This is a genomic window from Paenibacillus sp. FSL R7-269, from assembly GCF_000517865.1.
In the GTDB taxonomy this organism is placed as follows: Bacteria; Bacillota; Bacilli; order Paenibacillales; family Paenibacillaceae; genus Paenibacillus_AQ.
Map to the genome: position 1 here is coordinate 1 of NZ_ASPS01000021.1, position 26,467 is coordinate 26,467.

Here is a 26,467-nt window from a genome sequence, read left to right on the forward strand (position 1 = left end):
TCCACACCCTGCTGAACCACAGCAAAGCAGAGATGTCCCCCTCCGTTCTCTCTCAGGGTCCCGGCTACATAAGGGTTCTCGGGTTCCGCGAGAGCGGCCGGGAGCTGCTGAAGCAGATGAAGCAGACAGCGGCGCTTCCGGTGATTACAAGCCCTGCCCGCTACACCCATTCCATGCTGGAGCGGGACCTCCAGGCGGCCGCTGTGTTCGCCGGGGCTTATGCCGACCCGCGGCGCAGCGATCTGTACAGTGATTATCTCGAGCCGCCGGTCAGGATTTGATGACCGGCAGCTCCTCCATGTATTTCAAGGCATCGGATAGCGTTGAGACAGGAATCAGCTTCATATTCGTGCCGATTTGCTCCGCCTTTGCCTTGGCTTCATCATAGTTCTTGAGCGGAACGAAGAAGATCTCCGCGCCCTTGCGGTCGGCTGCTACAATCTTATGCTTCACGCCGCCGATTGGCCCCACGTTCCCCTCCGCATCTATCGTACCCGTACCTGCCACCTTCCGGCCCTTGGTGAGATCTCCCGGCGTAAGCCGGTTGTAGATTTCCATGGTGAACATCAGTCCGGCAGAGGGTCCGCCCACGTTAGTATCCACGAAACTGACGGCTTTGCCTTCTTCCTTAGGCTCCACCTTTTGAACCGCACCAATAACGACTCCGAATCCCGGCCGTGCAGCCGCAGCTTCTTTATCCTTGACCCCCACCAGCTTGACCTGCTCCTTGATCTCTTTGCCGTCGCGCAGGAGTAATACCTCCACAGTATCCCCAATTTGATGAACAGACAGCAATTTGGACAGAGCGGCCGGATCGGCTGCCTTTTGCCCGCCTACACTGATGATCTTGTCCCCGGGCTTGAACCGGTCCTGATTCGCAGCCTCAGGTACGGAGAACACATACAGATAATCCACGACATCCGCATAGGGTACACCTGCCGCATGATAAGCTGCCTGCACGGCGTAGGATTGTGAACTATTCATATAGAATACCTGCTCCGCCGCATATTCCTGCTCCGTCTTATCTTGCAAGCGGGTCTCTTTCGATACTACCTCGGCATTCGAGTTGAACACAGAAGCGATTAGTAGAGCCACATTCGCATAGCTTGCAGAGACCGTAGTCATCATGAAGGTCCCCTGCTCCTGCGGATCGGCATTCTCAACCTTGATCATCGGTGCCACCTCGGAGGCACTTCCCGGCTGGTATACAATATAAGGCGTGTTCATAAAGACCACAACATAGAGAATGACCACGAATGAAAATAAATAGGCTGAAGCGCGGAGGCCTACCCGGCGTTTATACTGCCTCAAGTCTCTTCCCCTTCTTTCCTGCGGAATGTGCCCCGGCACTTAGAATGTGGTACCATCCCCTGGAGCTTCACTCCGGCTGTGGCATGATGGTTGTCTCCCCTGCATAAATTGATAACAAGATCTGCCCATGTCCTAAGCTATGAAGAGGGGATAACTCTAATGATAAACTTTAGATTCAGACGCTTCCTGTCGGGTTCAGCTCCATTTATACCCGGGGCTGCAGCCATTCTGCTCGCTATAGCAATAGTCCTAGCACCCGAAGCCTCATTCAAGGCTTCACTTGCGGGACTTACGCTCTGGTGGACCCTGGTCTTTCCTGCGCTGCTGCCCTTCCTGATCCTCTCAGAGATGCTGAGCGCATCTGGCTTCGTGCACGGTATCGGCGTCCTGCTTGAGCCGCTGATGAAGCGGTGCTTCCGGCTTCCCGGGGCGGGCGGATGGACGCTGGTACTCGGCCTTACAGCCGGCTTCCCGGCCGGAGCCGGAGGAGTGATGCAGTTGCACAAGCAAGGGGACATTACGGACAAGGAGGCCGGACGCCTGGCGGCTATCGTACATTATGCCAGTCCAGTCACGCTGCTTATTGTGGTCGGAACAGCCTTCCTGCACAGTCCTGCCGCCGGGTATGCCCTGCTTGTCATCCACTGGCTGTCAGGGTTAGCCGCAGGTATTCTATCCGCCGGCTTCAATGGCTCCCGCAGGATAACCTCATCTATTCAGCAAGAAAGTGATCCCAGCCTTACCGGCGGCACCCCCCACACCAAAAAAGCATCTTTGCCCCGGCGTATCCATCAGGCAGCAGCGGATGCCCGTTCAAGGGACGGACGGGGCTTCGGCAAGGTGCTCGGTGAGTCCGTATCCTCCGCCGTACAGAACCTGATGATTGTAGGCGGCTATATGATCATGTTCGCAGTTGTCGTAAGTATTGTTACCCGGCTATTCCCTCAGCTGCCGGCTCTGGTTACAGCAAGCATGCTTGAGATTCATCTCGGAGCCCGGTCAATGACTTCAGCTACAGCAGGTCCCGAAGGCTTCGTTATAGGCGGTCTTCTTGGCCCGGCACTGCTGTCCGCCGGACTGGCCTGGAGCGGCATCTGCGCCCAGCTCCAGGCACTGACTGTGCTGAAGGCGGCTAATGTCCGCTTCCTCCCGTTCACCGCAGTCAGGCTGGTGCATGGACTAATTGCCTTTGTGTTAACAATCCTGCTGTGGACACCGCTGCTCCATATTCAGTCTGCGGTGCTGCCGGTTCTTGCGGGTTCTCCCCCAGCTGCCCTGCCGCAAGCGGGCCTTGCGCTGAATATATGGACTCTGTCCCCTCAGATCTTGGGACTTCAGACCCTGCTTGTTACGCTTCTGCTGTTGCTGTCTGCTGCCGTGAAGCTGTTCACTTCGAACCGCCGTCCATCCGGCTGAACTTCAGCTTCATAGCCTGCTCCACCTCAGGGGTTACAAAATCCGAGACCTTCCCGCCGAAGTGGGCAATCTCCTTCACCACACTGGAGCTAAGATAGGAGTATCTCGGATTGGTCATCATAAATATAGTTTCCGCTTCAGGATCAAGATTATGATTAATAGAAGCATTCTGCAGCTCATATTCAAAATCGGTAACGGTCCGGATTCCCCGGACAATAACCTGCGCATCCTTTTGCCTCACATAGTTAACCAGAAGATCACGGAAACTGTCCACTTCAACATTCGGTATATCGGCTGTCGCCTGACGCAGAAGCTCTGTCCGTTCCTCGACCGTGAACAACGGATTCTTGCTCAGGTTGTTCAGTACCGCTACAATCAGCCTGTCGAACTGCTTGGCGGCCCGTTGAATAATGTCCATATGTCCCAGCGTAACCGGATCGAAGGTTCCCGGATAGATGGCGACACGTTCTTTTCTAATTTGCAGACTCATCATTAACCTCCTTGCCTCTTGCGGCACCCTCTGGAAGAGCAGCCTCATACCGGAAGATAGAGATTGTAACCTCTCCATAGACGGATTGCTTTGTTCTCACGAACCCCGGTATGTCCTCCGGATAGCTATATCCCGACTCATGCTCCAGCACGATCACTGCATCCGGATTCAACAGCAGCTTGTCCGCCAGCGTAACCATCAGCTCGTCTCCATGCTTCATACGGTAAGGCGGGTCCAGAAAAACAAGATCAAATACTTTCCCCCGCTTCTGAAGTGCCCCAAGCGCTCTTCCCGCATCATTGCGGTAGACCTCAGCCTGTGCCTCCAGCCGGGCCGCCTTCAGATTTGCGCGCACCGTGTCAATCGCCTTCTGCTCCATGTCCACAAACACTGCGGCTTCCATCCCTCTGCTAAGGGCTTCGATCCCCAGGCCTCCAGTACCCGCATACAGATCAAGCACTGTACCCCCTTCAAAATAAGGCCCGATCATACTGAATAACGCTTCCTTCACTTTATCGGTAGTAGGCCGTGTGCCATTGCCTGGAACACTTTTAAGCGGCCTGCCTTTTGCACTTCCCGATATGACTCTCACCGATCATCCACCTGCTTTTTAGCTTTTATGTCTCTACATTACTATGCCATTTCAGGGCATAAGTCCAAGCCTATAGTACCACAATTATTCCATGAAATAAAAAGATTGTCCGAGTTTGTCACAATGCGGAGCTGAAGAATATTCGTAAGCAAATGTATAAAACTCCCGTAAACGGGTCATCCTGTAACTATCGACATCACAAAATGTCGTAGACAACCGCGGAGCAGGCTTACGTTTCCCCATAAGCTCTTCGTCCGGTTTCTCCTCTCCCATGAAAGAGGCTCCCGAAAGGGAGCCTCGATTTTTGTTCTATGCATAAAAGCCCCCGCCTTGAAATCAAGGTGCGGGGGCTTGCTGTGTATATACTTAGATAATCCGCTTCAGCTTGGCTTCCTGCTCAATGGAGCGCGCTGAGAGAAGTTCGATAATTCTGTGCTGATTCTCCAATAAAGACTCAACGTTGATGAGGCGCTCGTTTGTTTCCAGCACAGCACGTTTAATCTGCTCCTGATCTTGCTTCATGTTCTGCTGCTCTGTCTCTATTCGATCCAAACGCTCGTTGACAGTGACTAATTCTTCCTTAACTGAGGACATGTCATCCTTAACTGAGGACATATCATCCTTAACGGAGGACATATCATCCTTAACGGAAACTAACTCTTCCCGAATAACAGACCGCAATAATTGTACCAAATCACTATCCATGTGCTCCGCTCCTTCAAACTTAATATATAGATTGTACCAGAATCAAATGTATTATTCTACTTCATTTCAGCTTGTCATTTGACCTTATTGATCTTGAACACAAGCTTCCAGGAGGCTGAATTTCCGGAATACCGCCCGCAGTTTTCGGCTGCCTTGACGTCAGCGATTTTCCAGTTTCCGCTTCATTTTACATACATATTAATTCAATCTACCCGGACAAGGTTACATATATAGTATATGGATATCAGATAGATTCAGGAGGAACCGCTATGAAGAAGCCCTTGTATAAAAAGATATCGTCCCTCGCCCTAGTGATCGTATTCGGCGGTGTCATTGGACTGACCGCAGGCTGCAACGCTCCGGCTAATCAAGCCGCCCCAACTCCCACCGGGGCAGCGCAGCCGACAGCAGTCCAGTCAACCCCTGCGCCTGTAACTGAACCCTCCACCGGGAAGGGGTCAGTGAACTGGGAATCTGCGATCCAGCAAATCGCGACTACGGATACGGAGCCCACACAAAAAGCAGATGCTGCAGAAGTTTTGGCGAAATCGTACACTCCGTCGGCTGTGGAGCTTAAGGATTTCGAATCCCAGATCGTGGAGGAGTACACCGCCGGAAATTATCTCGCACATAGCGAGGATGCCGGATACATGCTGACCAATCTGTTCAAGGCTACTGTTGTCGAGCGCAATCACCCTGATGGTGAAGCTATTAAGAAGTTTGCCTTTGACTTTTATCAGAACACCAAGAATGTCTTCCGCGGAGTTGATGCTGTGGACAGCGAAGCCGTACAGTCGAATGAAACGCAGATGGACAAGGCGTTGTCAGAGATTACAACCAAGTAGCACTCCTTATGTCTCCGGCATGGGACCTCCCTTTATATATAATCAAGCGGGACCCTAGTCAAAAAAAATAGCCCGGCCTCTTTCAGTGCCGGGTAAATGACATCTACATTCCGATCAAATTCGGCCGGACTCCTTCAATAAAATAAAATCATGACCACGCCGGGTCAATTTAATATCAGTGGTTCTAACCGTCACAATCCCGCTGCCTGCTCTGGAGATCTTAACATTCTCCACCATCCGGCTGTCGATGAGCTCCTCCATAATATCGGCGAAGGCTTCGGCTTCCAGTTGCATTACCTCCTGATTAACCGGCTGTTCCGCTTCAATCCGCTTAAGGATGGCATATATCTTTTCCTTCTCTTCCATCGTACACCTCTTTCATGCCAGCACTGATTGCCCTGAAGACAATGACTTCTATTATCGCACATCCTGTCAGGGCAAGGCGAATTAATTTTACCGTCAGGCAGCAAGGCTTGTCCATCCAGCACCGCAAAAAGAGCAGCCCCGGATTACCGGGACCGCGCTGACTGATTGGATCTCCTAGTAGAAGCAGGCACTCAGAATAATAACGAGCAGGATATAAAGAACCAGAATCGCGCCTGTCGATGTCCAAGGACTTACTCCACAAGTATTCACGCCGCCTACATTGCCACCGTATCCGCAATCTGCACCCATGAGATTACCTCCTTCATAATGTTGACTACAGAATAGCATATGAGCAAGCGGCCTTATCAGATTGGGCGAAAAGGACATAATTTGGGGCGTATGTACAAGGGCATCCTGCCCGCCCGGACGTTAGAGCAGAGCAGGATGTCCCACAGCCCATTGATTAATCAGACACCAGAATGCCGTCGAAGCTCTCCGGACCCACACGAATTGTACCCAAAAGATTCGAGCTGATAAACGCAGTATAGGTTAACTGCGGAGTAATCGTCGGGAGGAAATCATCTGCAGAGAAGGTGATCACCTGCGGAGCCAGAACACTAAGGCTGAAAGTGGAAGTAGCGGAATACACGACAGGGTCCGTAGCCAGCGTTCCTCTAACGATGGTTACAGTGATGCCAACCAGTGCAAGAGGGAGCGAAACCGAAACTGTTCCTTTCAGAAGTACACGTGGATTCGTGCCTACTCCAGCCGTAATCAGGCCAATTTGTCCGAACAGCTGCGGAGTATTAATTACTAGAATTGGAATTGCAATAGAGTTGGCAGTACTGGCATTCTGTGAGGTTCTTCCATCAACATAAGTTCCCATATCAAGCACCTCCTTTCTTCTTTATTAGTATATTTGCGTTCCTACCAAGTTGATTGGATGTAATTACCATTCCTTGCACCCTATTTTATTATCTCTCAGTTTATGTTCTCTCACGTAGCCGGTACTGTCCTACTCTCCTTTGGTAGTTCCACTCCGCTTATTGAACGCCAGTTCAAATAGTCCCGTTGCCGATAATCCGGCCAAGCCTCCTGCCCATAGACGAAGAATGAGATTCATATCTGTAAAAGGGTACGCAGCCGCTCCTACCAGCAGGCCGATGACCAGCCCCACCGCAGGAACCACATTGCGCGGAAGGTTCACGCTGTTCTTAACGAGCTGCACCAGCGCCATGACGAATACCGCCAATACGGATGCAAAAGCTAGTACACTATTAAGTGCATCATTGTACATAACGGCTACGCCCCCTTGCTGGTAACCAGCAGACCGGCGCGGTTCAATACGGTCAGCATCCGGTAAAAGTCATAGCTGCCGCCGGATGGCGTATCCAGCAGACCGGCTGCTGACGCTGCCTGTACTGCGGGCTCAGCCCAGGCTGGCACATTCATCACTGTACGACCCTCAATGACAGCCAGCCGCTCCGCTACACCTTTAATGGACTGGCCTTGCTCTTGAACGCCGGTCTTCAGTGTATCTCTGCTGACAGACAGTCCTGCCAGCAGCTCCTTCAGCTCCCGCAGCTCGGTTTCCAGCGCCGCAATTTTTTGTTTATCTTCAGCGGACATCTCTTCATCCTCCTTCAGCTCGTCATATTGATACAGGTTATATGAATTCATAATCTGTATCAGCTTGGCTGCATAATCCGGGTCCGTTGCATAGCCTGCAGCAGCAATCTCGCGGGCAGCTGTTTGGCCGTCTACTCCAATGGCCTTGCTGTACAGTTTGGGGTTCCAGGAGACTCCCCCGGTAATCAGCGCGGAATGATCCGCTATAGATTCTCCCCAGTTATTATACGAACGGAATGGAGCAGTTACCTGTACAGCTTGGCCGTTCCTGTATTCCGTTGTCAGGAACGGCAGGGTGCCCGCAGGCCCGCTGCCCTTGATGCCGAACAGATTATTGGCCTTCTGCGTCAAGCCGCTCGTTCCCCAGCCGGATTCCAGCGCCGCCTGGGCAATCGTCAGCGAAGCTGCGATATGGCTGCTCTGCATATCGGCTATAGCGAAGGAAGCGATCCGGGTGATAAATTCGGAGCTTGTCATTGCATCACTTCCTTTCCTACTATATTAAATGCGCCGCCCTGCCAAACTGCCTGTGCTTATCCCTGTTATGATGTATATGGAAGCGAGCTGCGGCTTATACGTATGCAAACAGTGCCGGAGCGGATGCCCCGGCACTGTTTCAATAACCCCCTAGATCCCCTTCCGCTAAAATACGCTAAGGATAATAATCAGCAAAATAAACAATACCAGTATGGTAGCCGTTGACGTTCTCAGACCTCCATTCATCAATAGCCCTCCTTTCTTACGCACATGCCCAGCTTCAATTCCTCTTCATCATATGCCTGTAGTCCCAAAAAAACTGAGCGAACGCAGAATATGGGATTAATATGTAATAAAATGTATTGTTAAATCTTCTATCCTGGCTTAAACTAGTAATAATTAACTATATCGGAGGGACTAATTTACTATGCCTTCATATTATTTCAAGGAAATTTGGACACCACTGAGCTGGATAGGCATTAAGTTTTTCCGGGATGACGAAGGATTCCTGTGGATAAAAAGATGGTCCAATCCACGTAAGCGGTTACGCTGACAGTAGCGAGATAACGTCAAACAACCTTTTATCCGGCACAAGAGGAGCCCCCTGTCCTGCTGATAAAAGGTTGTTAGTTGTTACTGTCTGCTTGTGATTGCTGATCCTAAGATGCCGCCTCGAAGGTGATCCGGTTCTTCCCGCTCCGCTTGGAGATATATAGCGCTTCATCTGCGAGCCGCAGGGTCAGGGTGGTATCTCCGCCGTCCGGAGTCCATACAGCAGCACCTACGCTGCAGCCTACATGAAGCTCCTCGCCTTTGATCACAATCGGCTGGTTGATCTTGCTGATAATCCGCGAAGCCACCACCTCCGCTTCCTTCATCGGTTTGGCCGCTGAGGTATTCAGAATAATCACGAATTCATCCCCGCCCAACCGGGCAACGATCTCATTGTCCCGCGTACAATCCATCAGCCGGAAGGCAACCTCCTGCAGCAGAGCATCTCCAACCGCATGGCCAAAGCTGTCGTTCACTTTTTTGAAGCCGTCCAGATCCATGTACAAAAAGCTTAGTGTCGTCCGTTTCTGCTTGGCCTTACTGACCGCATGGGTGAGAAACTCATCCAGCGCTGCCCGGTTGGGCAAGCCGGTAAGCTTATCATGCAGCGCCATGTCCGACATATAGCTCAGCTTGGTCTCTGTCTTGGTCAGGTTGTTCACCAGGCTCCGCAGCGAGGCCGACAGAATCGCCACATCCTTGAAACGGGTAGAGGCCGGGATCTCCACATCGGCGCCGGAGCTGAGCAGGTCGGCTGTACGGGTGATATCCCTCAGCGGACGGCTGATCCATCCGGCCAGCAGCCAGCCGATTAGTGCGAAGACTGCTGCGGTAAGCAGACCGCTGATCAATATGAAGCGTTCAAGCTGATGAACCGAGGCAAAAGCGATGTCTGCCGGCTGACGGATGATTACCGTCCAGCCAAGTCCCGGGTAGTTCATGTAACCATCACCGTAGGCGTATCCCGTTAAATAGGAGTCACGGCCCCGCTCCTGTTCAATTACGTAAGAGCTCTTGCCGCTGCGGGCCTGCTGCAGGACCGCATCCGTCATTCTTTTACCAGTGAAGGCTTCGGGTCCCAGCAGAATAGTGTCATCTTTCTTGCTGACCACGAACACCTCCACGCCCTTAAGCCGTTCCTTGAGCGGATTCACTATGGAGGCCTCGACCTCGCGTGACCACTCCCAGCTAAGATGTGCCGCCAGCACGCCGCTTGTTTGTCCTTGCTTATCCATCACCGGAACGCTCACATCAACAAACTGCAGGGCTTCCCCCGTAGGGTTAGGCAGCAGCTTAGAGAGCAGCACCGCATCGTGGACATCCCCGATGAAGGTTCCTTTGAGCGCCTGCTGAAAGACCGGCCTCTGGCTGATATTCGTCCCTTGTAGAATCCGATCTGTGGAAGCTACCACATTCCCTGTCATATCCAGAAAGCCCACCCAGGTGAATACAGGCAGACTCTTCTTCAGCTGATTCAGCAATCCGCCGGCTTCTGCCGGTTCCACGGGCTCTTGAAAAGCATTCAGCTTACTCAAAACTTCTATCTCACCGGAACGTGACCACATGAAATGATCAAGCTTCTCAGACATTTGATTGGCCTCTGCGGCCAGGGAGCTGCCGATACCGACTTCCACAGAAGTGGTGGAGCGGTTGCCGATCACATAGCTGAGCATAGCCGTGAGCAGTATGATAATAACCGCAAATGCTGTTGAAAATAAAGTGCGAAGACTTAATGACATGTATACTCTCCTCTTCCGATGACCTTGTTCATGATTCCGACCACTGAAGATATCTTGCAGCAACATGTCGAAAAGGGTCGATATTTCTTTATCGGAAGAGTCCGGCAGAAATATAATACGGCTTCCGGCACACGGCCGTTTTTTCTTCATTATGCTTATAAGCTCTAACCATTTAGCCCTTACGCGTTAACCTACCTTCGCTCCCATAGAGCGGGCCAGCAGCACAGCCTGCTCCACATCCAGCCGCACACCTTTGAGGTCAAGGCTCTTCAGGTCAATCCCTTCCAGCTTGGCGTCACGCAGATCTGCCCCTGCAAGCTTACACTGGGCAAGCTGAACCCGGCTTAAATCCGCCCCGCGCAGATCCGCCTTTTGCAAATCGCAGCCCTGCATGTCAGCCTCGGTGAACCGGATGCCCCGCAGATCCTGCTTGCTGAGATTCAGATGGCGCAGATTCGTATAGGCCCAGTCTCCTCCGGTCAATGTAATTCCGTCCATATAAGCATTGGCGAAATCCGATCCCACCATCTTGCAGTTCTCGAACTTCGCCACGAACAGATTCGCTCCGGTAAACTTGCAGTTGGTGAACGCACCCTCCCTGTGCAGCGAAGCATTCAGCAGGGCACCGGTGAAATCACAATCTACAAACCGGCAGCCGCTGGAGGTCATCTCTTCCATGGAAGCTCCCCGGAAGGTGCAGCGCTCAAAGGTACAGCCGTTTATTTCTCCATCCTGCAGAGCCGCGTAATCGAAATTATGCTCATTAAACGTTTCGTTATGATACTGATACATGGTCTAAGCACCTCTTTATCTGGGTATTGGAGCAAAGGTATGGTATAACAGATATTATATTAATCTTTACTATACTACTTTAGGAGATTGTTCAAGTGGAACCAATTCGATATAATAGCAAATAAAATCGCGGAGGTAAATAATGGATGACTCCAGCAGAAAAGAACCATTCCGATATGTAATGAACCAGCCCATCGATTGCTGGCTTGAAATTCCCGCCAGTAATTCGGGACCGGGAGCGGGAAAATTGACTGAAGGTATCCTGCTTGACCTTAGCCGCTCCGGCTGCAAGGTCCGCACCTCGCTGAACCTCCGCTTCACCGCAGGGGATACGAAGCTGATTATTCATTTTCAGCTGGCGGAAGAGAAGCTACAGTACGAAGGCAGTGTCCGCTGGGGCTGGATGTTCGGTCTGGGACAATACCAGTACGGGGTAAGGCTGGACCTGCAGGAAGACGAGGAAGAACAGCTGCTGCGGGAGCTGGAGCTCTGGACCAGCGGAAGAAGCGCACAAGGCTTGTAGCCAATCCTCCCCTTATCGATGCACACAAACGCAAGCAAGGCTGATTAGGAGCCTTGCTTGCGTGAAATACGAACAATGTTCTATCCCTCTGTTACCCTTCTCCTATACTTCTATTCTTCTCTTCACCAGTGCAACCATTCCATAGATCATCAGGCACACCATCGCCACTTCAAACAGCAGTGCCCCTTGATTTATCGGAAGATATTTTATTGTGAAATCACTGCCGGACTGGGGTCTTACAGGGTATATTTTGAAGTTAAAAGGACTATCTAAACCAATGAAATAAGTGTCAAAGAGCACCTTCTCCAGATAACCTATTCCGTTCTGCAGTAGGGTCACAAGGGCAATGCCAACCCAGACTCTCCCTTTCATGCGCAGACTGTAGGCAACGGTAAAGGAGAACATCACCATCAACATTAAAAAAAAGATAGACCAGACCGATTGAAGCAATACCCGGAAGCCAACCGTCACCAGATTGCCGGGCAGAAAATCCATCGTGTACAGCAGCTTATAAATCCCCAGATGGCCTAGACCCAAAAGGATGACCACCCCGATCAGCAGCAGCGCCAGCAGCATGGGAGACAGGACCGTTTGTTGCGCAGTAACCGGCAAAAGCCGCCGCTGATAGGATTTAAGATTACGGAAATATCCGGTGACCGCTATAATTATCATCGCGATGGCCAGTATACAGTAAACAGCCAGATTCAGGGTGACCAAGTCCACGTCCATTTTTGCACTGAAGATCCACAGCCCGGCCTGAGCGAGCAACGCAATGACAATGAAGACGAGAATGCGTTCTTTGCGGCGTTTAAGATCGTATTTTAATAGCTTCAGCATTCGGCAAACACCTCTCTGAACAGCTCATCTACACTTTTCCCTTGCTCTTGTCTAAGCTCCTCCACCGGACGATGCAGTACAATCTCCCCATCCTTCAGGAAAATCACCTCATCAAAGATCCGTTCAATATCCGTCACCAGATGCGTAGAGAGCAGAATACTGCTGTCCTCTTCATAGAACTCCATCAGCGCATTCAGAATTTTGGTCCGCGCCACCGGATCAACGCCGCCAATCGGCTCATCCAGCAGATATAATCTGGCCCGGCGGGAGAGCGCTAAGGTCAGCTGCAGGCGTTCGTTCATCCCTTTGGATAACGTCCGCACCTTATCCGCTGTACGCAGCTTCATGAAATCCAGCATCCGCAGCGCCTTGGCCTGATCGAAATCCGGGTAGAAATCCTGCTGGAATCTCAGCGCATCCCCAATATTCATCCATGACTCTGTGACCGGCACATCCGGCATGAAGGAGACAAGCTTCTTACTCTCTACGCCCACGGGTACGCCAAGGACCCTGATCCGGCCCGAGCCGGGCCAGGCGAGTCCTGAGATCAGCTTCATGAGTGTGCTTTTGCCGCTGCCGTTGCTTCCCAGAAGACCGGTGATAGTGCCGCTGCCCAGCTTGAAGGAAACCTGGTTCAGCGCCTGTCTGGGCCCGAACTGTTTGCTCACATTCTGAATGTCAAGTATATCCTCCACTCTTCTTACTCCCCCTGTTCTTGGTCCCGCTGATGAATGCTCTCTGCTACTGCAGTTAGAATATCTTCGCCCTGGAAGCCTAGCTCCTGCATGCCGCGGATAAAACGGTCCAGCACATCCTGTGCCATCTCCTTCTTAACGGTCATAATTGTCTCTTCGCTTCCGGTCACATATCTGCCCATGCCGCGGCGGGTCTCCACGATGGTCTCACGCTCCAGTTCCTGAAATGTTCTTTGTACGGTATTCGGATTAATCTGCAGTTCAGCGGCCAATTCACGGACAGAAGGAATCTTATCTCCAGGCTTCAGCTTGCCGGTGATAATCTCTCCCTTGATGTAATTCATGATCTGGAGATAAATCGGCTGGTTATTATCGAATTCGATCCCCATCAAGCAACATCCCTGCGTCTGAAGACGGCGAAGCCTGCAAGCAGGAACAGCGTCATGTAGATGCACAGCAGGATAACCGAGAAGCCCAGCGTCATTCCTTGCATCGGAGCACCGCCATCCTGGTAGGCTGCGAGATTAAGATTAGGGAACAGCACATATTTGTAGAACTCGCGGGAAATGACCAGCTTGTCGATGGTGGTGGCGAAGATGGTCGCCCCAATGGTTACGCCTGTCGACTTCGTCAGAATCCCCAGCATGAAGCCGATTGTGGCGTAGACGGTACAGTACACAGTTGAATACAGCAGCGAAGCAAGGATCGCACCTATTCCCGCGTCACCTCCGCTAAGTCCGAAGAAGACCGCGCCTGTGAGGAACAGCGCAACCGCTGCAACTACTTGCATGCTAAGTGTATACAGCAGTACAGTTACATATTTGGAAGCCAGGATTGCGGTGCGGCTGCGGGCACGGATCAGCAGAAATTTGATCGTTCCCTGGCTGTATTCTCTGGATACAATCCCCGCTGTTCCGACGATGACCAGAATGGCCAGAATCTGGCCAATGCCTCTGGGCTGAAGAGAATCCGCCGTAAAATCCGCCGCTGAAGCATAGATATCCGTAGCAAATGTACGTGTGATATAGCCCACTGCCAGCGACAGAACCAGCAGAATGACGTAAGGAATGATATTGCTGCGTTTCTTCGATATTTTGAGCCATTCATTCAGCACAAGCAGATTAAATTTACGCAATGCGGTTGCCCCCTGTCCATTTCAGGAAATCTTCTTCCAGACTTTGTCTGTTCTCAGTAATCCGGTAAATCCCTACCTTGGCTTCGCTAAGTGCCGCCACCAGCTCTGGTACGGCTCCATCCGGCAGCTGCACATGCAGCTCGGAGCGGGCCTCATCCGTTCCTGTGACCTTGACGCCCTGCAAGGCTGCAGCCACAGTCCGAGCAGCTTCAAGCTTATCTACCCGGATTGCAAGCGCTACCTCGCTCCGCGCCTCCGGCGCTTCCGTAAGCTGTGTCACCGTTACAAGCTTACCGTTCTGAATAACCACCGCCCGGTGGCAGATCTGTTCAATCTCAGCCAGCATATGACTGGAGATTAGAATGGCAATGCCCTCTACCTCTGCTATTTTCCGCATGTAGTCGCGCATCTCACGGATACCGGCGGGGTCCAGCCCGTTGGTCGGTTCATCCAGTATGAGCAGCTTCGGTGAGTGCAGCAAGGCCTGAGCGATCCCCAGACGCTGGCGCATCCCGAGCGAGTAAGCCCGAACCTTCTTATTCATTGCCTCCTGCAGCCCCACCAGCTCCACAACCTCCTTGATCCGCGAGACCCCGGCTCCATCACTCATGCGTAAATATTGCAGCAGGTTGTCGTACCCGGTCATATGCGGATAGAACTCAGGATTCTCAATGATCGCCCCGATCTGTGAGATCGCCTGCTTGAATTCCTTCCGGATGCTGTGTCCATGAATCAGAATATCCCCTCCGCTCATGCGGATCAGTCCGGTCATCATCCGGATGGTGGTCGTTTTGCCGGCACCGTTCGGTCCCAGCAGCCCGACAATCTCTCCCTTCTGAATCTTGAAGCTTAGATTATCTACAATCGCCTTACCTTTAATCACTTTACTGACGCCCTGCATTTCCAGTACGGTTTGTTCTTGCGCCGGGCCAGACGGCCCCTGAGCCTTAAGAGCGGTTGAATTCATGACAGCCTCCTTGTGCGGTTCGGTATAGGTGGAATATTCAATCCACGGGTTGGTGCTGAGCTGGAACATCTGTATTTTCCAACGTTGTGTCGGTGTGTTAGTTAAATAGTACACTAGGGATTTCGTTTTGTAAAGCAGGTTTGTGAAAAATTTCCTGAAGCTGTATTTAAACAGGCTATCCGTGCAGGGGTTCTAACCATACCAGTCTCTATCAGCATACATAGAATAGTATTGCAGATGGCAGTATCATGCTGCTTTTGCCAAAACCGCTTCAAGGAGGAGTTCACATGAATAAAGAGGTGCACATCTCGCAGACTTTCCCAAGACTGACCGTGTACAGTGAAGAAAACTTTCGGGGAAGAAGCAGAATCTACAGAGGCAATCTCGGTATCCGCAATACGGACAATATTCTGGATGGCATCGAAAGCCTCCGCTTCTTCTCGACCAGCAGCAATGCTACGCTCGTTCTGTTCAGCAGAACCCGCTTCAGAGGCAGCTTCCGCGTGCTTCGCGGCAACCACAGCCTCCGCGATCTGGATGACTTCATCTCCGGCAATGACGTAGAGTCGATCATCTCCACCAACCAGAGACTGACGCTGGATCAGATCCGCCGTATCCGCAGCAGCGGGGAGCTTCCTGCAGGCTACCGCTTAATCTAACAGAATACGCATACTGAACAGGGCACCCTCTGGTATCGCCCAGCCGGAGAGTGCCCTGCCTTGTTGTATCTATGGATTAGTGAACTTCCTGTGATAGGATATTACTGTAAAATAGTGATTAACACTTATTATGAAGGAGGATCAGCAGAGCATGAATCCACTGGATATCCATCCATCAGCGTTGTACGGGCGGGTACAGTCCGACATTGGCAGCTTTCAAGTCTTGGAGAATTACAGACAGAATAGTGCAAGGACCGGGGTCTGGAAGCTGCAAGCCGAGCAGGACTCTAAATGTTATTACATAAAAACATACAGCCGCAAACAGAGATGGCACCCGGAAGTCTATGCATACCGTCATTGGGTTGGTCACTTGAAGTCGTATGTGCCTGATTTAATGGCTGCTTACGAGGGGGAGGGTTGGCAGGCTATACTAATTACTGCAATCGATGGGTCCATTATGAGAGAGACGGCACTAAGCCCGAGTGCTGCTGAAGCCGCTTTTTATAAGGCAGGTGAATTAACGAAAAATCTGCACCTATCGCAGACAGGCCGCTGGTTCGGCCGCCCCGATCAATACGGAAACCCGATAGAGCTAAGTCACAACGCTGACCCGGTGAAGTATGTTGCTGCTGCCATTCAGGACTTAACTTCTCAGTGTGTTGATGAGGGGCTGCTGCAAGCCTATGAACGAAGGTTAACAGACTGGGCACTTCAGAATGTTCATATCCTCCGGCATAGCGCACCTGTGCCTATTAGCTGGGACTCTACGCCTGGCAACTGGCTGGTGAATGACCAGGGGATTTTGACGGGAATGATCGACTTCGAGAATATGTTGTGGGGGCTGGCTGTGGACAACTTCTCCATTCTGTTCGCCAGATATTTCATAGATCATCCGTCTGTCAGAGATGCCTATTTCGCAGGGTATGGACCTGAAGTGCTTAAGGACCAGTCTGCTGAAATACAAATATGCTGCATCAAAATGGCCCTCGGCGATATCTGCTGGGGTACTCACAATCATCAACCCGAAGTCGTCCGGTCTGGCAGAGAGCTTATGAAAAGAATACATAATCAGCAGCTTTTCCTGTAAGAAAGCTTGCTTGAGGAAGCTTGAAGGGAGCGCAAGCTTCCCTCCTACATCGCAGAGACCTCTGCCGCCAGCTCCCTCACCTGCTGCTGCAGGACATTCACCTCATCGGTCCCTTCCCAGTAACGGGTGACGAAATGCAGGAACACATCTATTTTACGGAGGAGCATAAGCACCGGAATAGCCGCCAGTTCTTCGGGAGTCAGCGAGACTATGCGATTATACCCCCTCCAGAAATCACGAATGACCTTCTCCGATTCCTCATGACTGAGCAAGGCCGACAGAATTACTGCAGCATCCATAACCCTTACATCCCTGGTGCAAAATTCAAAATCCAGCAGTGCCGTCACCCGGGTAGTATCCGCTCCATCCACCAGCAGGTTGGAAGCATTCAGATCGCCGTGCACCAGCTGATGCGGCAGGCTCTGAAGCTGTTCCAGCGAGTCAGCCACATTGTCGTAGGCCTCCACTAATACTGTCAGCTCTGGCAGCAGCTCCTTCAGAGATTCAGGCGGGTCCGTCACCAGACCATGTAGCGCTTCACGGGTGCACAGCGGATAGGAGGTCCGCAGCTCATAGTATGGACGGTATACTGGGGCTATCCCTGTCTCCACCTTAGTCAGGGCAACGGATAATGTGCCTGCCGCCTCTCCGAGCGAATCATAGAAGCCAAAATCCTGTTCGGTGGGAGATTCTCCTTCAATATACCTGAACAGGCAGGCAAATTTATCTGTGCCATCCTCCAATTGTACTAACGTCTCCCCCGTAACGGTAAGAATCGGAACAGGTATTGTAAAAGGAAGATTCAATGCGTTTAGCTTCTGCAGGATAGTATGCTCGAACTCTATTTTATTCCTGTCTCTATGTGTATCATAGACGCGCAGCACAGCTCGGCGTTCCCCGCTCTCCACAAAATACGTTGTATTATTCCAGCCTCCGCTCCGTTTGCACAGCGTACCCTTCCATTCAGGCCAGGCCTGACTCCATGTAGCTTCCGTAGGCTTATGCCCCCTCTCTTAAAATATAGAATTTATATGTTTCACGTTATAAATTATCCTTCTATTTCTCGCTGAAACGGTGCCGTCCCTAAAAGGACTGTAAAGCCGTTTCCACCTGTACGTTCAGAAGCAATTGTAGAATCCGGATACTGCGCTGTCAACTCTACTAGGATTGGGGCGGTTCGCTATCCTCTGATCCAGTCGCCTTTTTTAGTTAACGAAAGACAATTATACAAAACAATCTATCAAATTTACATACATTGCATTATCAAGAGAAAAGGAGGACTTGCAAATGCCAATTTATACTATCGGTGCAGTGCCCAAGCTTGAACCTACTGGAACAGTAATCTCACAGTTTGTCGAGCTTCGCATCACCAATACAACCGCTGCAAGGCTCGAACCAATTGTTGTCAATGCCTACAGTATCACAGATTCCGGCCCGGAGGGGATAGCTGAAACTCTGAATTTCACAACAACGTTCGCAATTGCTCAGGCGAGTCCTGAGCTTTTTTTGTTTCTGGTAAAACTGTATAGGATAGCAGCCCGCTCACTATCACGATCACTCCGGATCTGATAAGCCCATGCTTGCACCAGTTCGATAATATGCGGAGCGGCTGATTATCCGCTATAATATAATCCAAATGATACAAGCAAAGGATGGGATACATATGGACGCAACCGTTAACAAACGCTGGCTGCTCGCCAGACTCTATGAGCCGGAGCAGACCATCGTGGACTGCCGGTTCACCCTGGACAAGCCCGGGGCCGGCAGAGACAGCTATGAACAAGAGCATATTCCAGGCGCGGTCTATCTCGATTTGGAATTGGATCTGTCTGCTCCTGTAGGCGAACATGGCGGACGCCATCCCCTGCCAGACCCGCAGGTGCTGGCCGCCAGGCTCTCGAAGCTCGGCATCGGCAATGATACTCGCATTGTCGCCTACGACGATGAGAACGGCATGAACGCCGCCCGTCTGTGGTGGCTGCTGCGTTACCTGGGGCATGAGCAGGTATACATTCTGGAAGGCGGCTTCAGCCAGTGGAAAGAGGGGAAATATCCGGTGACGGATCACCAGCCGGTGCGGGTGCCTAGTACCTTTACAGCTAATGTTCAGCCTCAGATGCTGGCGGGAGTTGAGGAGGTGCGGGAGGTGTCGGAGAAGACAGTTAATAATGCTGGCGCTAAGTCTGGGAATGACGTCAACGTTACGGATACCGTACCTACTCTTCCCGTGCTGATCGATTCCCGGGCCAATGACCGCTATCACGGCCAGAATGAGACTCTTGATAAGAAGGCCGGCCATATCCCCGGCGCGCTCAACTACTTCTGGAAAGACACGCAGAACGCAGACGGCAGCTGGAGGAGCGCGGATGAGCTTCAGGAGCATTTCGCCGGACTGAGCAAGGATGCGGAGATCATCGTCTACTGCGGCTCCGGCGTAACCGCCTGCCCGAACATCCTGGCACTGGAGAAGGCTGGATTCAATAATGTGCGGCTGTATGCGGGGAGCTGGAGTGATTGGATATCCTTTTCGGCAAATCCTATTGCCACTGAGGAAGAGTAACGTTTAAGAGCCCGCGTCGGACGCGGGCTTTTTGTGCTGGAGTTATGCGATGTATGGTTCTTACAGAGTACCTGACTCTACTTTATAACATAATATAAAGTGCTAAATATAATTTAGCATCATGAATTTTGTCCCTTTAAATTGAAAGAAAGGATTAAACCTGCGGCGGCAATTACAGTCAAGCTCCAAAATGCCATGTGAAAGCCAAGCAGTATGTTCTCCATACCGACTAATGAAGTGTTATTCCTGGATAGAGTCATGATTGCAATCAGAAAAACGCCTCCGAGGGAACTGGCTAACGAGCGGATCGAAATGGTCATTGGAGAAGCATGGGTAATCATTTGTACAGGTACACTAGCCATCGTATACGCAGTAACGGGTGTCATGATACATCCAATTCCAACCATAAGAAAGGTATACGCTATAGCGAAAAGCGGGATGGAAGATTGAATAGATATCATAAGCGGCAAGAGCAAGGTAATCCCAGCTATGAGGATATAACCACCGCGGAGAATCAGCTGAATTCCATAGCGGTCATATAACCTGCCGGCAAATACACTAGTCAGTCCCATGAGCAGTGCTCCCGGCAGCAGCATCAGACCCGACTCTCTAGGCGTAAGTCCCCTGACATTCTGTACATACAACGGAAGCAGCAGCTCACTACCGACCATGACTATGAACATCAGCACTCCTATTATTGAAGCGCTTGTGAACCTCCGGTTGCGGAACAGGTTGAAATCAAGCAGCGGGATCGTCAACTGTATTTGCCGCCTAATGAATAGAGTTATGAACAAGATGCCAATTATCGTAACCATCCCTGCCATTATAAGGGAGGCTCCCTGCTCTCCAGCCAGATTCACACCATATAACAGACTAGCAAACCCTATTGTTGAGTACAGAATGGATCTCAGGTCCAGCTTTTCCTTATGGCTCTCCCCCACATTCTTTAAACAGAAAGCAGCTAACAGTAAATTGGCAATACCAATAGGCAGGATTCCATAAAAGAGGATACGCCACGAGTGCTCCTGAACAACTAAGCCCGACAGTGTCGGGCCTAGTGCCGGAGCGAGCCCCATAACGAGTCCTATTAAACCCATTGCTGAACCTATTTTTTCCTTAGGGTAGACTCTTAAAATCGTGGTCTGAAACAGCGGCATTAATAACCCAGCGCCGATCCCTTGAATCATTCGTCCTATCAGGATGAACGCGAAGTCAGAAGAGCCTCCAGCAAGAAGGGTTCCAGCGGCAAAGGCGCCTGCCGAAGTAAAGAATAACCCTCTCGTAGTGAATCTTCCGATCAAAAATCCGGCAATAGGCACGGTTATGCCTGCAATCAGATAATATATTGTAATCAGCCATTGTGCCTTCCCTTCATTAATCCCTAAATCCTGCATCATTCTCGGCAACGCCGTATTCAGCATGGTTTGCATCAACTGGCCAAGAAAATTCGCAATTACCAATGATGAAACGATGATACCGGGCTTACTCTTCATGGTTACTCCACCTGTCTCCCGTCTATTTAAATACATTGAAGATATTTCAAGTCTTTAATTAAAATATAAGAATCCAATCAAAGACTTAATATATCTACAATATATTTAAAAGAACAGATTGTCAATCTGTTCTTACAGGCTGGATCACATCCACAGGTTGCCGGAAGGCAGGCTGCTCACGGCCCTTTTTCGGCATTTTCGCACGCGCTGTTCCAGAGATAGGCAAGTTGGTAATTTGAGGATTGACAATATAGTCCGTTAAATTTAAAATAATCACAGCGGAAAAGTATGATTTAAATCATTATAAACTAAACCATAAAAGGAGATTTTAATAATGACCGCTCTCCAAACTTTTAAAGCATCTGCGCATTTGCAAGACGGAGTCCAGGTGAAAGTAGCATCCCGAAGCTTTGAGTTTATTATCGACGAGCCCAAAAGCTTGGGCGGAACTGATACCGGTATGAATCCGGTCGAAGCTTTGCTGGCCTCGCTGGGAGCATGTCAGTCTATCGTAGCCAGAGTGTATGCGCCTAAATTCGGCGTGAACCTCAAGGATTTCTTCGTGGATGTAGAAGGCGATCTTGATCTGGATGGCTTTTTCAACAAGTCGGAGGTGCGTCCGGGCTATTCAGAAATTCGGTATACCTTCCGTATTAAAACAGATTCACCCAAAGAACAGGTTGAAGAATTTGTACGATTCCTGGAAAGCAAATGCCCAGTTGGAGATACGCTCGCAAACCCGGTTAATCTCAAGCTGGACAGCATTATCATCGAAAGCTAAGCAACCGATAAGAACCGAGGAGCCGCGTCGGACGCGGGTTTGGGGGCTTTCCTGTTAACAACTTACAAACGATCCGGATTAGCAGCCCCCACTCCCCTTCGTCAGTTCTACCTAAGACCGGTCCGGCTACCTTCTACTACAGTTTGGTCAGCACATGCGCGCTCACAAAGTAATCCCTGTCTTCATATTCGTCATGGACGAACTCCCACAGCAACGAAAACCTTAATTCAACTTTATACAACTGCATAATTTGCGGATGAACGTGGACAAATGCTCCCGGCAGGCATAAGCCTTGTTTAGCCAGCTCCGGCAGATGCTCATAAATCATGTCCAAGTTATCCCGGATATTCCCTCCCGTCAGCTCCAGAGTCTTAAAAGTAGCCGGGCTGGTATAGCCGGTTGTTTTCATGTGCTGCAGCAGCAGAGTATCGGTTAAATGAACAATCACCCCGTCCGATGCCAAGAGGCCCCACAATGATTCAAAGATGTTGATATGAATCCGTTCAAGCAACTGATCCAGCTGAGCGCTGTATTCTGGCGTATGGACAACCCTATTTTTCTTCCTGTAAAAAAAGGCGGAGATGAGCTGCGTTGTGAAGCATAAATTCATGACCACGTCAAAAGGAGGGTGCAGCGGCGAGAAGTCCACCTTTGGCAGCAAATCGTCAACCTTTTCTTTCAAGTCATCCGGAGATGACACTTCTCTTCCTACGCCGGTCAGATCAATGATTGCTCGTTCGTATTTTTCCGGGTGCGCCGACTTGGCCAGAAAGCGGTCCAACGCTTTTTCATCGATATCGACGATCGTGATCCGTTCAAATATAGACTCGATGTACGAGATGGGCACATCGTTTCCGTTCCCTGCTCCGAGTAATAAAATATGCCCGCGCCCGCAGCGGTTATGCTCCAGAGTTTGCTCCAAAACTTGCCGGATCTGATCACGGTAGCCGCCCCAGTGCTGCCAGTCATGCTGGGTAGAGTCGTTTCGGAGGATGTTGGCTTTACGGAATTTGACGTAAGGAACATTGACTTTTCTATTAAATGGATTCATATCGAGATTCACCCTTCCTACTCCTGCAGCTTCGACACCTGCTCAATCAGTGCATCCACTCCCCGGTCCACCGTGTAAGGCCCATTGTTCCAGTTGGCGCGCGAGACGTTGATAATCCGGTTGTTCTTCACCGCAGGGATGCTCTGGTAGACCGGCTCCTTGAACAGCTCATGCATCGCGTCCAGCTCTTCATCCGTCATCTGTGTGAAAAAGTAATCCGCCGGCTTGTCCACCAGTCTCTCCATCGACAGCGCCGTTCCCCCGTCAGCATACTCCTTGAATTGCTCCGGCATGGTGAAGCCGAAATCCTGATAGATCAGCTTGCCCAGGGTGCCACCCTCGCCTCCAAGCAGCACCTCCCCGTTATGAATAATGAAGGAGATGGCAGTCGTGCCTTCATCAAGCTTCACGTTGATGCTGTCCCGGATACCTTGCAGCTTCTTATCGAACGATGCAATCCATTTCTCTGCCTCCTCCTGCTTGCCCATAATCTCGCCCATGGTCCGTAAGGTGTTCACCACATCCGGGTCACCGCCCCAGGCTACTGCTACGGTTGGAGCAATCTTCTCATAGGTCTCAATGACATCTTGGCCCAGATAATCCGGGATAATAATCAGATCAGGCATCAATGCGGAGATGGCTTCCACGTTGCCTGTTCCTGAGTCGACATTCTCCACATCCGCCATCTCTTCCTTATATTGTTCCAGTGTCTCCTGGTTAACACCTGCCGGCTTCAGGCCAAGCGGAAGCATATACCCGCCGTAAGTGAGGGCAACAACCTGACTCGGCTCTGCCGGAATCTCCACCTCTCTGCCGAAGCCGTCGGTGAACAACTTGGTGGTTTCGTCATCAGCAGTCTTCGTATTTCCGCCTCCGCAGCCAGCAACCATCACAGACAAGCTGATCAAGAGGGACATCATAAACATGGGCTTAAGGCTAGCTTTCAAATCATTCACACTCCGTCTTCTGTATTGATAATGATTATCATCGATATCAATATAACGTGCTTCCCTCCGGCGAGCAATGAACGATTCCGGCATTTCTTTGGTAGGATTTGAACCTTCCAGAAGCGGAGCGTGCATTTTGAACTGTGCGGGGGTCTCTCCATATACCTTTTTGAACAGTCTGCTAAAATAATAAAAATCCGTATACCCCACACGTTCAGCCACATCGCGGATCGGTGCATCCGTCCTGGCCAGCAGGCTTTTGGCGTGCTGCATCCGCGTACGGCTCACGTACTCCATCGGACTGCACTGATATTTGCGCTTGAATACCCTCACTAAGTGATGCGTGCTGTAATGAAACAACCTAGCCATAGCGCTCATGGACAGAGGCTGATGATAGAATTCCCCGATATAACGGGCGATCTGCTCTGCCAGATCTGTCTCCGGCTCCTGCTCGCCCGCCAGCTCAAGCTGACGGAATTGCTCGGCTACAAACTGGTAGAACAGTCCCAGCACCTGCACTCGTTCCAGCTCCCCTCCGCTCCTCCATAGCTGATGCATACGCTCCAGCAGGGACAGAATCACCCATGGGTCACTCCCGGGGAAGGCGTATCTCTGCTGAAAAGAACCCGGCTCGTCCCCGCGCGCTTCTGTGAAGGCACTGCCTGACCAAGGTTTGTATAGAATGAGGTAATAATCTAACGGTTGACCCAGACTGGCGACTTGAAGAATGGCGCCTTTGCCGCCATGCATAACCTGTGATTGTCCTGCAGTACCTCCGGTCCCGTCGAGCAGGAAGACAGCCTCCCCCTGATTAGTGAATACAAACACACTTGACGGAAAAACGTACCGCTCCTGCTCTCCCGGCCTCATGCTCATATGACGGATATCCATAATTCTAACCGGTACATGATTCCATGCCCGAATACTGTCTGATCTATTGAATCTCACAAGTATTTCCCCCTGGCTGCCGTCCACTGTAAATTTCTATTATTATAATTGATAACCATTATCAGTTACAACACTGTAGCTCTGTAAATAGGATCTGTCTGTCTAGTGAGCTATAATAAATTCCATGAAATTAAGCTGCATATAACAGAAAGGCGGTGCAACGAATGAACGATAAGAATAGCCTCCCCCCTTCGGAACCCTTTGGAATGCTTGATCAGATGTGGTTCAGGCTTCAGAGTATTATGCATGGCAGTAATCCTGGGGGAGAGTGGCCGCTGCGGCTGCAATTTCTGAAATCGTATCTGCTGCTGATACCCATTGCGGGGCAAGGCTCCATCACGGTGGACGGCAAATACTGCGAGCTGAGGGCGGGAAGTGCGTTCTTCTGTCAGCCGGGGCAATTAATCGAGGCCTCAATGGAGAACACAGGCGAACAAAGTGTATACATCCTGCGGTTCGATGTGTATAGCCAGCATAGTATACCGGAAGAACAGCAACCTACCCGACCGGCTGAGCTTCATCTCCCCGTCCCCCTGGAAGGAAACATAGCCATTCAGTCAACGATTACATACAGCAAACTTTGTGAGTCCATCACCGGTTACATGGGAAGCCAGAACCCCTTGCAGCGTCTGCTTGCCCAGAGCCGGTTCTATGAGCTGCTGCACAGTCTGCTGAGCAGTGCCGGACAGATGCAGCCAAGCGATACCGACACTGCCATGGAGCGGGCTAAGCTCTATATAGAGCAGCATTACCGTGAAGAGCTGTCCATCGGTCTGCTTGCTGCTGAAGCAGGCACCAGCGTCAGGCATTTCATCCGGCTGTTCAAGCAGACCTATGGTCTCAGCGCGATCGAGTACCTGACCGAATACCGGATCAGACAAGCACGGAGCCTGATGCTGCCGCAGACGAATTATGAGCTGAAGGATATTGCGGCTTATGTGGGTTACAAGGATGTTCCTTACTTCCGGCGCAAATTCAAGCAGATTACCGGGGTCGCGCCGGCCACCTTCATGCGCAATGCCAAGCTCAAAATCGCAGTTTGTCACGGCAGCCTCATCGGGTCGCTGCTTACCCTGAATATTATTCCCTGCGCAGCTCCTGCGGACCATCCCTGGGCTGAATATTACCGGCGAAAATATGAGACGGATGCGGCGCTGCCGCTTGCCAAGCAGAAGTCTCTCCGGCTAGCGCAGCTTAGCGTTCTCCGTCCTGATTACATTCTCGGGCTGGAGACGTCGGTAAGCCGGAGGATGGTTCCGCAGCTTCAGGCAATTGCACCCACGTTCCTTGTGTCTCCGCTCCAGACAGATTGGCGCTCGCAATTACACTTCATTGCAGAATGCGTGGGCCGGGCGCCGGAAGCAGTTGCTTGGCTGAATAACTATAAGCGCAAGGCCCAGAGCATCCGGGCAAAATTGGGTCAAGGACACGCCATGGGCAAGCTGCTCCTTGCCCGCATATCCAGGCAGTCCATCACCGTGCTATCTGCGCGAAGCTTAGCTGAGGTGTTCTATGATGATCTGCATTTTATCCCGGCGTCCGTTGTGGACCGTAAGCTAAGTAATCAGACCATAACCCCGGATGCGCTATGGTCGTCAGATGCGGACAAGCTGCTGTTTATTGTGGATGAGGATGCTGCTGCGCAGGCCGTTTGGTCTGCATTCCGGGACAGAGAGTCCTTGCTGCTCCCAGATCCCGCAGGGTTTTCACGTATCGGGCACCTCCCTCCCTACCCTTGGACAGAGTATAACTCGTTCACTCAAGAGCTGGCTCTCGACTCCGCACTGACACTCTGGCGTAATCGGACATGAAATATTGGCGTGATAGTCAATAGTCGAATCAGACGGATTGTTTTATACTCCTAACAGTG

The 26,467-nt window shown here is 51.0% G+C and carries 31 protein-coding genes; 10 read left to right on the forward strand and 21 right to left on the reverse strand.

What is annotated here, in order from left to right:
• Window positions 1-281, forward strand: a 281-nt coding sequence (locus tag C162_RS10590) for a nucleotidyltransferase family protein (RefSeq protein WP_036694268.1), incomplete at its 5' end; no start/stop codon positions are given.
• Here C162_RS10590 and C162_RS10595 read toward each other — a convergent pair.
• The gene (locus tag C162_RS10595; RefSeq protein ID WP_036694269.1) at window positions 271-1,311 is read right to left on the reverse strand and encodes a SepM family pheromone-processing serine protease; all 1,041 of its coding nucleotides are present in this window, start codon (window positions 1,309-1,311) and stop codon (window positions 271-273) included. The two genes, C162_RS10590 and C162_RS10595, sit on opposite strands and share 11 nt — an antisense overlap.
• Window positions 1,312-1,470: 159 nt before the next feature.
• On the opposite strand from C162_RS10595, the gene C162_RS10600 reads away from it, so the two are divergent.
• Window positions 1,471-2,727 (forward strand): nucleoside recognition domain-containing protein, encoded by a 1,257-nt coding sequence (locus C162_RS10600; RefSeq protein ID WP_051493380.1) that lies wholly within the window; start codon window positions 1,471-1,473, stop codon window positions 2,725-2,727.
• On the opposite strand, the gene coaD is transcribed toward C162_RS10600, so the two are convergent.
• The 4 genes from coaD to C162_RS10615 all read right to left on the reverse strand — a co-directional run bounded on the left by coaD (window position 2,699) and on the right by C162_RS10615 (window position 4,514).
• Window positions 2,699-3,217: a pantetheine-phosphate adenylyltransferase gene (gene coaD, locus C162_RS10605; protein WP_143804173.1), complete on the reverse strand. Its 519-nt coding sequence runs from the start codon at window positions 3,215-3,217 to the stop codon at window positions 2,699-2,701. The genes C162_RS10600 and coaD overlap by 29 nt on opposite strands.
• Window positions 3,201-3,809, reverse strand: coding sequence for a 16S rRNA (guanine(966)-N(2))-methyltransferase RsmD (rsmD, locus tag C162_RS10610; RefSeq protein ID WP_036694271.1), 609 nt, complete (start codon window positions 3,807-3,809; stop codon window positions 3,201-3,203). The genes coaD and rsmD overlap by 17 nt, the downstream gene beginning before the upstream one ends.
• A gap of 84 nt (window positions 3,810-3,893) precedes the next feature.
• Window positions 3,894-4,082, reverse strand: coding sequence for a hypothetical protein (locus C162_RS35330; RefSeq protein WP_076154022.1), 189 nt, complete (start codon window positions 4,080-4,082; stop codon window positions 3,894-3,896).
• 93 nt (window positions 4,083-4,175) lie between these two features.
• Window positions 4,176-4,514: a hypothetical protein gene (locus C162_RS10615; protein WP_036694272.1), complete on the reverse strand. Its 339-nt coding sequence runs from the start codon at window positions 4,512-4,514 to the stop codon at window positions 4,176-4,178.
• 269 nt (window positions 4,515-4,783) lie between these two features.
• Between C162_RS10615 and C162_RS10620 the strand changes: the two genes are divergently transcribed.
• Window positions 4,784-5,359: a hypothetical protein gene (locus C162_RS10620; RefSeq protein ID WP_051493381.1), complete on the forward strand. Its 576-nt coding sequence runs from the start codon at window positions 4,784-4,786 to the stop codon at window positions 5,357-5,359.
• A gap of 114 nt (window positions 5,360-5,473) precedes the next feature.
• Here C162_RS10620 and C162_RS10625 read toward each other — a convergent pair whose 3' ends face one another.
• The 7 genes from C162_RS10625 to C162_RS10650 all read right to left on the reverse strand — a co-directional run bounded on the left by C162_RS10625 (window position 5,474) and on the right by C162_RS10650 (window position 10,914).
• Window positions 5,474-5,725 carry a YjcQ family protein gene (locus tag C162_RS10625; protein ID WP_036694273.1) on the reverse strand — a complete coding sequence of 84 codons (252 nt, stop codon included), beginning with the start codon at window positions 5,723-5,725 and terminating at the stop codon, window positions 5,474-5,476.
• Window positions 5,726-5,899: 174 nt separating this feature from the next.
• Complete coding sequence (locus C162_RS36880; RefSeq protein WP_209873522.1) at window positions 5,900-6,034, reverse strand: YjcZ family sporulation protein; 135 nt, start codon at window positions 6,032-6,034, stop codon at window positions 5,900-5,902.
• 154 nt (window positions 6,035-6,188) lie between these two features.
• Entirely contained in the window at window positions 6,189-6,611 is a 423-nt protein-coding gene (locus C162_RS10630; protein ID WP_036694275.1) for a hypothetical protein, read from the reverse strand.
• Window positions 6,612-6,740: 129 nt separating this feature from the next.
• Window positions 6,741-7,022 carry a holin gene (locus C162_RS10635; protein ID WP_036694276.1) on the reverse strand — a complete coding sequence of 94 codons (282 nt, stop codon included), beginning with the start codon at window positions 7,020-7,022 and terminating at the stop codon, window positions 6,741-6,743.
• 5 nt (window positions 7,023-7,027) lie between these two features.
• Window positions 7,028-7,831 carry a glycoside hydrolase family 73 protein gene (locus tag C162_RS10640; RefSeq protein ID WP_036694277.1) on the reverse strand — a complete coding sequence of 268 codons (804 nt, stop codon included), beginning with the start codon at window positions 7,829-7,831 and terminating at the stop codon, window positions 7,028-7,030.
• Window positions 7,832-8,490: 659 nt separating this feature from the next.
• Window positions 8,491-10,122: a sensor domain-containing diguanylate cyclase gene (locus tag C162_RS10645; protein WP_036694278.1), complete on the reverse strand. Its 1,632-nt coding sequence runs from the start codon at window positions 10,120-10,122 to the stop codon at window positions 8,491-8,493.
• Between the two features lie 186 nt (window positions 10,123-10,308).
• Window positions 10,309-10,914, reverse strand: a complete 606-nt coding sequence (locus C162_RS10650) for a pentapeptide repeat-containing protein (RefSeq protein ID WP_036694279.1) — start codon at window positions 10,912-10,914, stop codon at window positions 10,309-10,311.
• Window positions 10,915-11,161: 247 nt separating this feature from the next.
• Here C162_RS10650 and C162_RS10655 point away from each other — a divergent pair, with 247 nt between their 5' ends.
• The gene (locus C162_RS10655) at window positions 11,162-11,437 is read left to right on the forward strand and encodes a PilZ domain-containing protein (RefSeq protein ID WP_235218399.1); all 276 of its coding nucleotides are present in this window, start codon (window positions 11,162-11,164) and stop codon (window positions 11,435-11,437) included.
• 102 nt (window positions 11,438-11,539) lie between these two features.
• Here C162_RS10655 and C162_RS10660 read toward each other — a convergent pair whose 3' ends face one another.
• The 5 genes from C162_RS10660 to C162_RS10680 are packed head-to-tail and all read right to left on the reverse strand — an operon-like array spanning window position 11,540 to window position 15,071.
• Window positions 11,540-12,274 (reverse strand): hypothetical protein, encoded by a 735-nt coding sequence (locus C162_RS10660; protein WP_036694282.1) that lies wholly within the window; start codon window positions 12,272-12,274, stop codon window positions 11,540-11,542.
• Window positions 12,268-12,969, reverse strand: a complete 702-nt coding sequence (locus C162_RS10665) for an ABC transporter ATP-binding protein (protein ID WP_036694283.1) — start codon at window positions 12,967-12,969, stop codon at window positions 12,268-12,270. Before C162_RS10665 ends, C162_RS10660 begins: the two co-directional genes overlap by 7 nt.
• A 5-nt stretch (window positions 12,970-12,974) precedes the next feature.
• Window positions 12,975-13,358: a GntR family transcriptional regulator gene (locus C162_RS10670; protein WP_036694284.1), complete on the reverse strand. Its 384-nt coding sequence runs from the start codon at window positions 13,356-13,358 to the stop codon at window positions 12,975-12,977.
• On the reverse strand, window positions 13,358-14,104 hold the full coding sequence (locus tag C162_RS10675; RefSeq protein WP_036694285.1) for an ABC transporter permease: 747 nt from the start codon (window positions 14,102-14,104) through the stop codon (window positions 13,358-13,360). Before C162_RS10675 ends, C162_RS10670 begins: the two co-directional genes overlap by 1 nt.
• On the reverse strand, window positions 14,097-15,071 hold the full coding sequence (locus C162_RS10680; protein ID WP_036694538.1) for an ABC transporter ATP-binding protein: 975 nt from the start codon (window positions 15,069-15,071) through the stop codon (window positions 14,097-14,099). Before C162_RS10680 ends, C162_RS10675 begins: the two co-directional genes overlap by 8 nt.
• Before the next feature lie 287 nt (window positions 15,072-15,358).
• On the opposite strand from C162_RS10680, the gene C162_RS10685 reads away from it, so the two are divergent.
• Both C162_RS10685 and C162_RS10690 read left to right on the forward strand, forming a co-directional pair.
• Window positions 15,359-15,730 (forward strand): hypothetical protein, encoded by a 372-nt coding sequence (locus tag C162_RS10685; RefSeq protein ID WP_036694287.1) that lies wholly within the window; start codon window positions 15,359-15,361, stop codon window positions 15,728-15,730.
• A gap of 151 nt (window positions 15,731-15,881) precedes the next feature.
• Window positions 15,882-16,817 (forward strand): aminoglycoside phosphotransferase family protein, encoded by a 936-nt coding sequence (locus tag C162_RS10690; protein WP_036694289.1) that lies wholly within the window; start codon window positions 15,882-15,884, stop codon window positions 16,815-16,817.
• Between the two features lie 44 nt (window positions 16,818-16,861).
• On the opposite strand, the gene C162_RS10695 is transcribed toward C162_RS10690, so the two are convergent.
• Window positions 16,862-17,767 (reverse strand): phosphotransferase, encoded by a 906-nt coding sequence (locus C162_RS10695; protein WP_051493382.1) that lies wholly within the window; start codon window positions 17,765-17,767, stop codon window positions 16,862-16,864.
• Between the two features lie 337 nt (window positions 17,768-18,104).
• On the opposite strand from C162_RS10695, the gene C162_RS10700 reads away from it, so the two are divergent.
• On the forward strand, window positions 18,105-18,386 hold the full coding sequence (locus C162_RS10700; RefSeq protein WP_036694290.1) for a hypothetical protein: 282 nt from the start codon (window positions 18,105-18,107) through the stop codon (window positions 18,384-18,386).
• A 94-nt stretch (window positions 18,387-18,480) separates the two neighbouring features.
• On the forward strand, window positions 18,481-19,377 hold the full coding sequence (locus C162_RS10705) for a sulfurtransferase (protein WP_036694291.1): 897 nt from the start codon (window positions 18,481-18,483) through the stop codon (window positions 19,375-19,377).
• Window positions 19,378-19,496: 119 nt separating this feature from the next.
• On the opposite strand, the gene C162_RS10710 is transcribed toward C162_RS10705, so the two are convergent.
• Entirely contained in the window at window positions 19,497-20,870 is a 1,374-nt protein-coding gene (locus tag C162_RS10710; protein WP_036694292.1) for an MDR family MFS transporter, read from the reverse strand.
• Window positions 20,871-21,204: 334 nt separating this feature from the next.
• Between C162_RS10710 and C162_RS10715 the strand changes: the two genes are divergently transcribed.
• A complete protein-coding gene (locus C162_RS10715; protein ID WP_036694293.1) occupies window positions 21,205-21,651 on the forward strand; it encodes an OsmC family protein in 447 nt (148 codons plus the stop codon).
• 136 nt (window positions 21,652-21,787) lie between these two features.
• Here the strand turns inward: C162_RS10715 and C162_RS10720 are convergent, their stop codons facing one another.
• Together C162_RS10720 and C162_RS10725 are read right to left on the reverse strand one after the other, a co-directional pair.
• Window positions 21,788-22,714, reverse strand: coding sequence for a hypothetical protein (locus C162_RS10720; protein WP_036694294.1), 927 nt, complete (start codon window positions 22,712-22,714; stop codon window positions 21,788-21,790).
• A 5-nt stretch (window positions 22,715-22,719) separates the two neighbouring features.
• Window positions 22,720-24,597, reverse strand: a complete 1,878-nt coding sequence (locus tag C162_RS10725) for an ABC transporter substrate-binding protein (protein ID WP_036694295.1) — start codon at window positions 24,595-24,597, stop codon at window positions 22,720-22,722.
• Window positions 24,598-24,761: 164 nt separating this feature from the next.
• On the opposite strand from C162_RS10725, the gene C162_RS10730 reads away from it, so the two are divergent.
• A complete protein-coding gene (locus C162_RS10730) occupies window positions 24,762-26,408 on the forward strand; it encodes a helix-turn-helix domain-containing protein (RefSeq protein WP_036694296.1) in 1,647 nt (548 codons plus the stop codon).
• Window positions 26,409-26,467 lie beyond the last annotated feature (59 nt).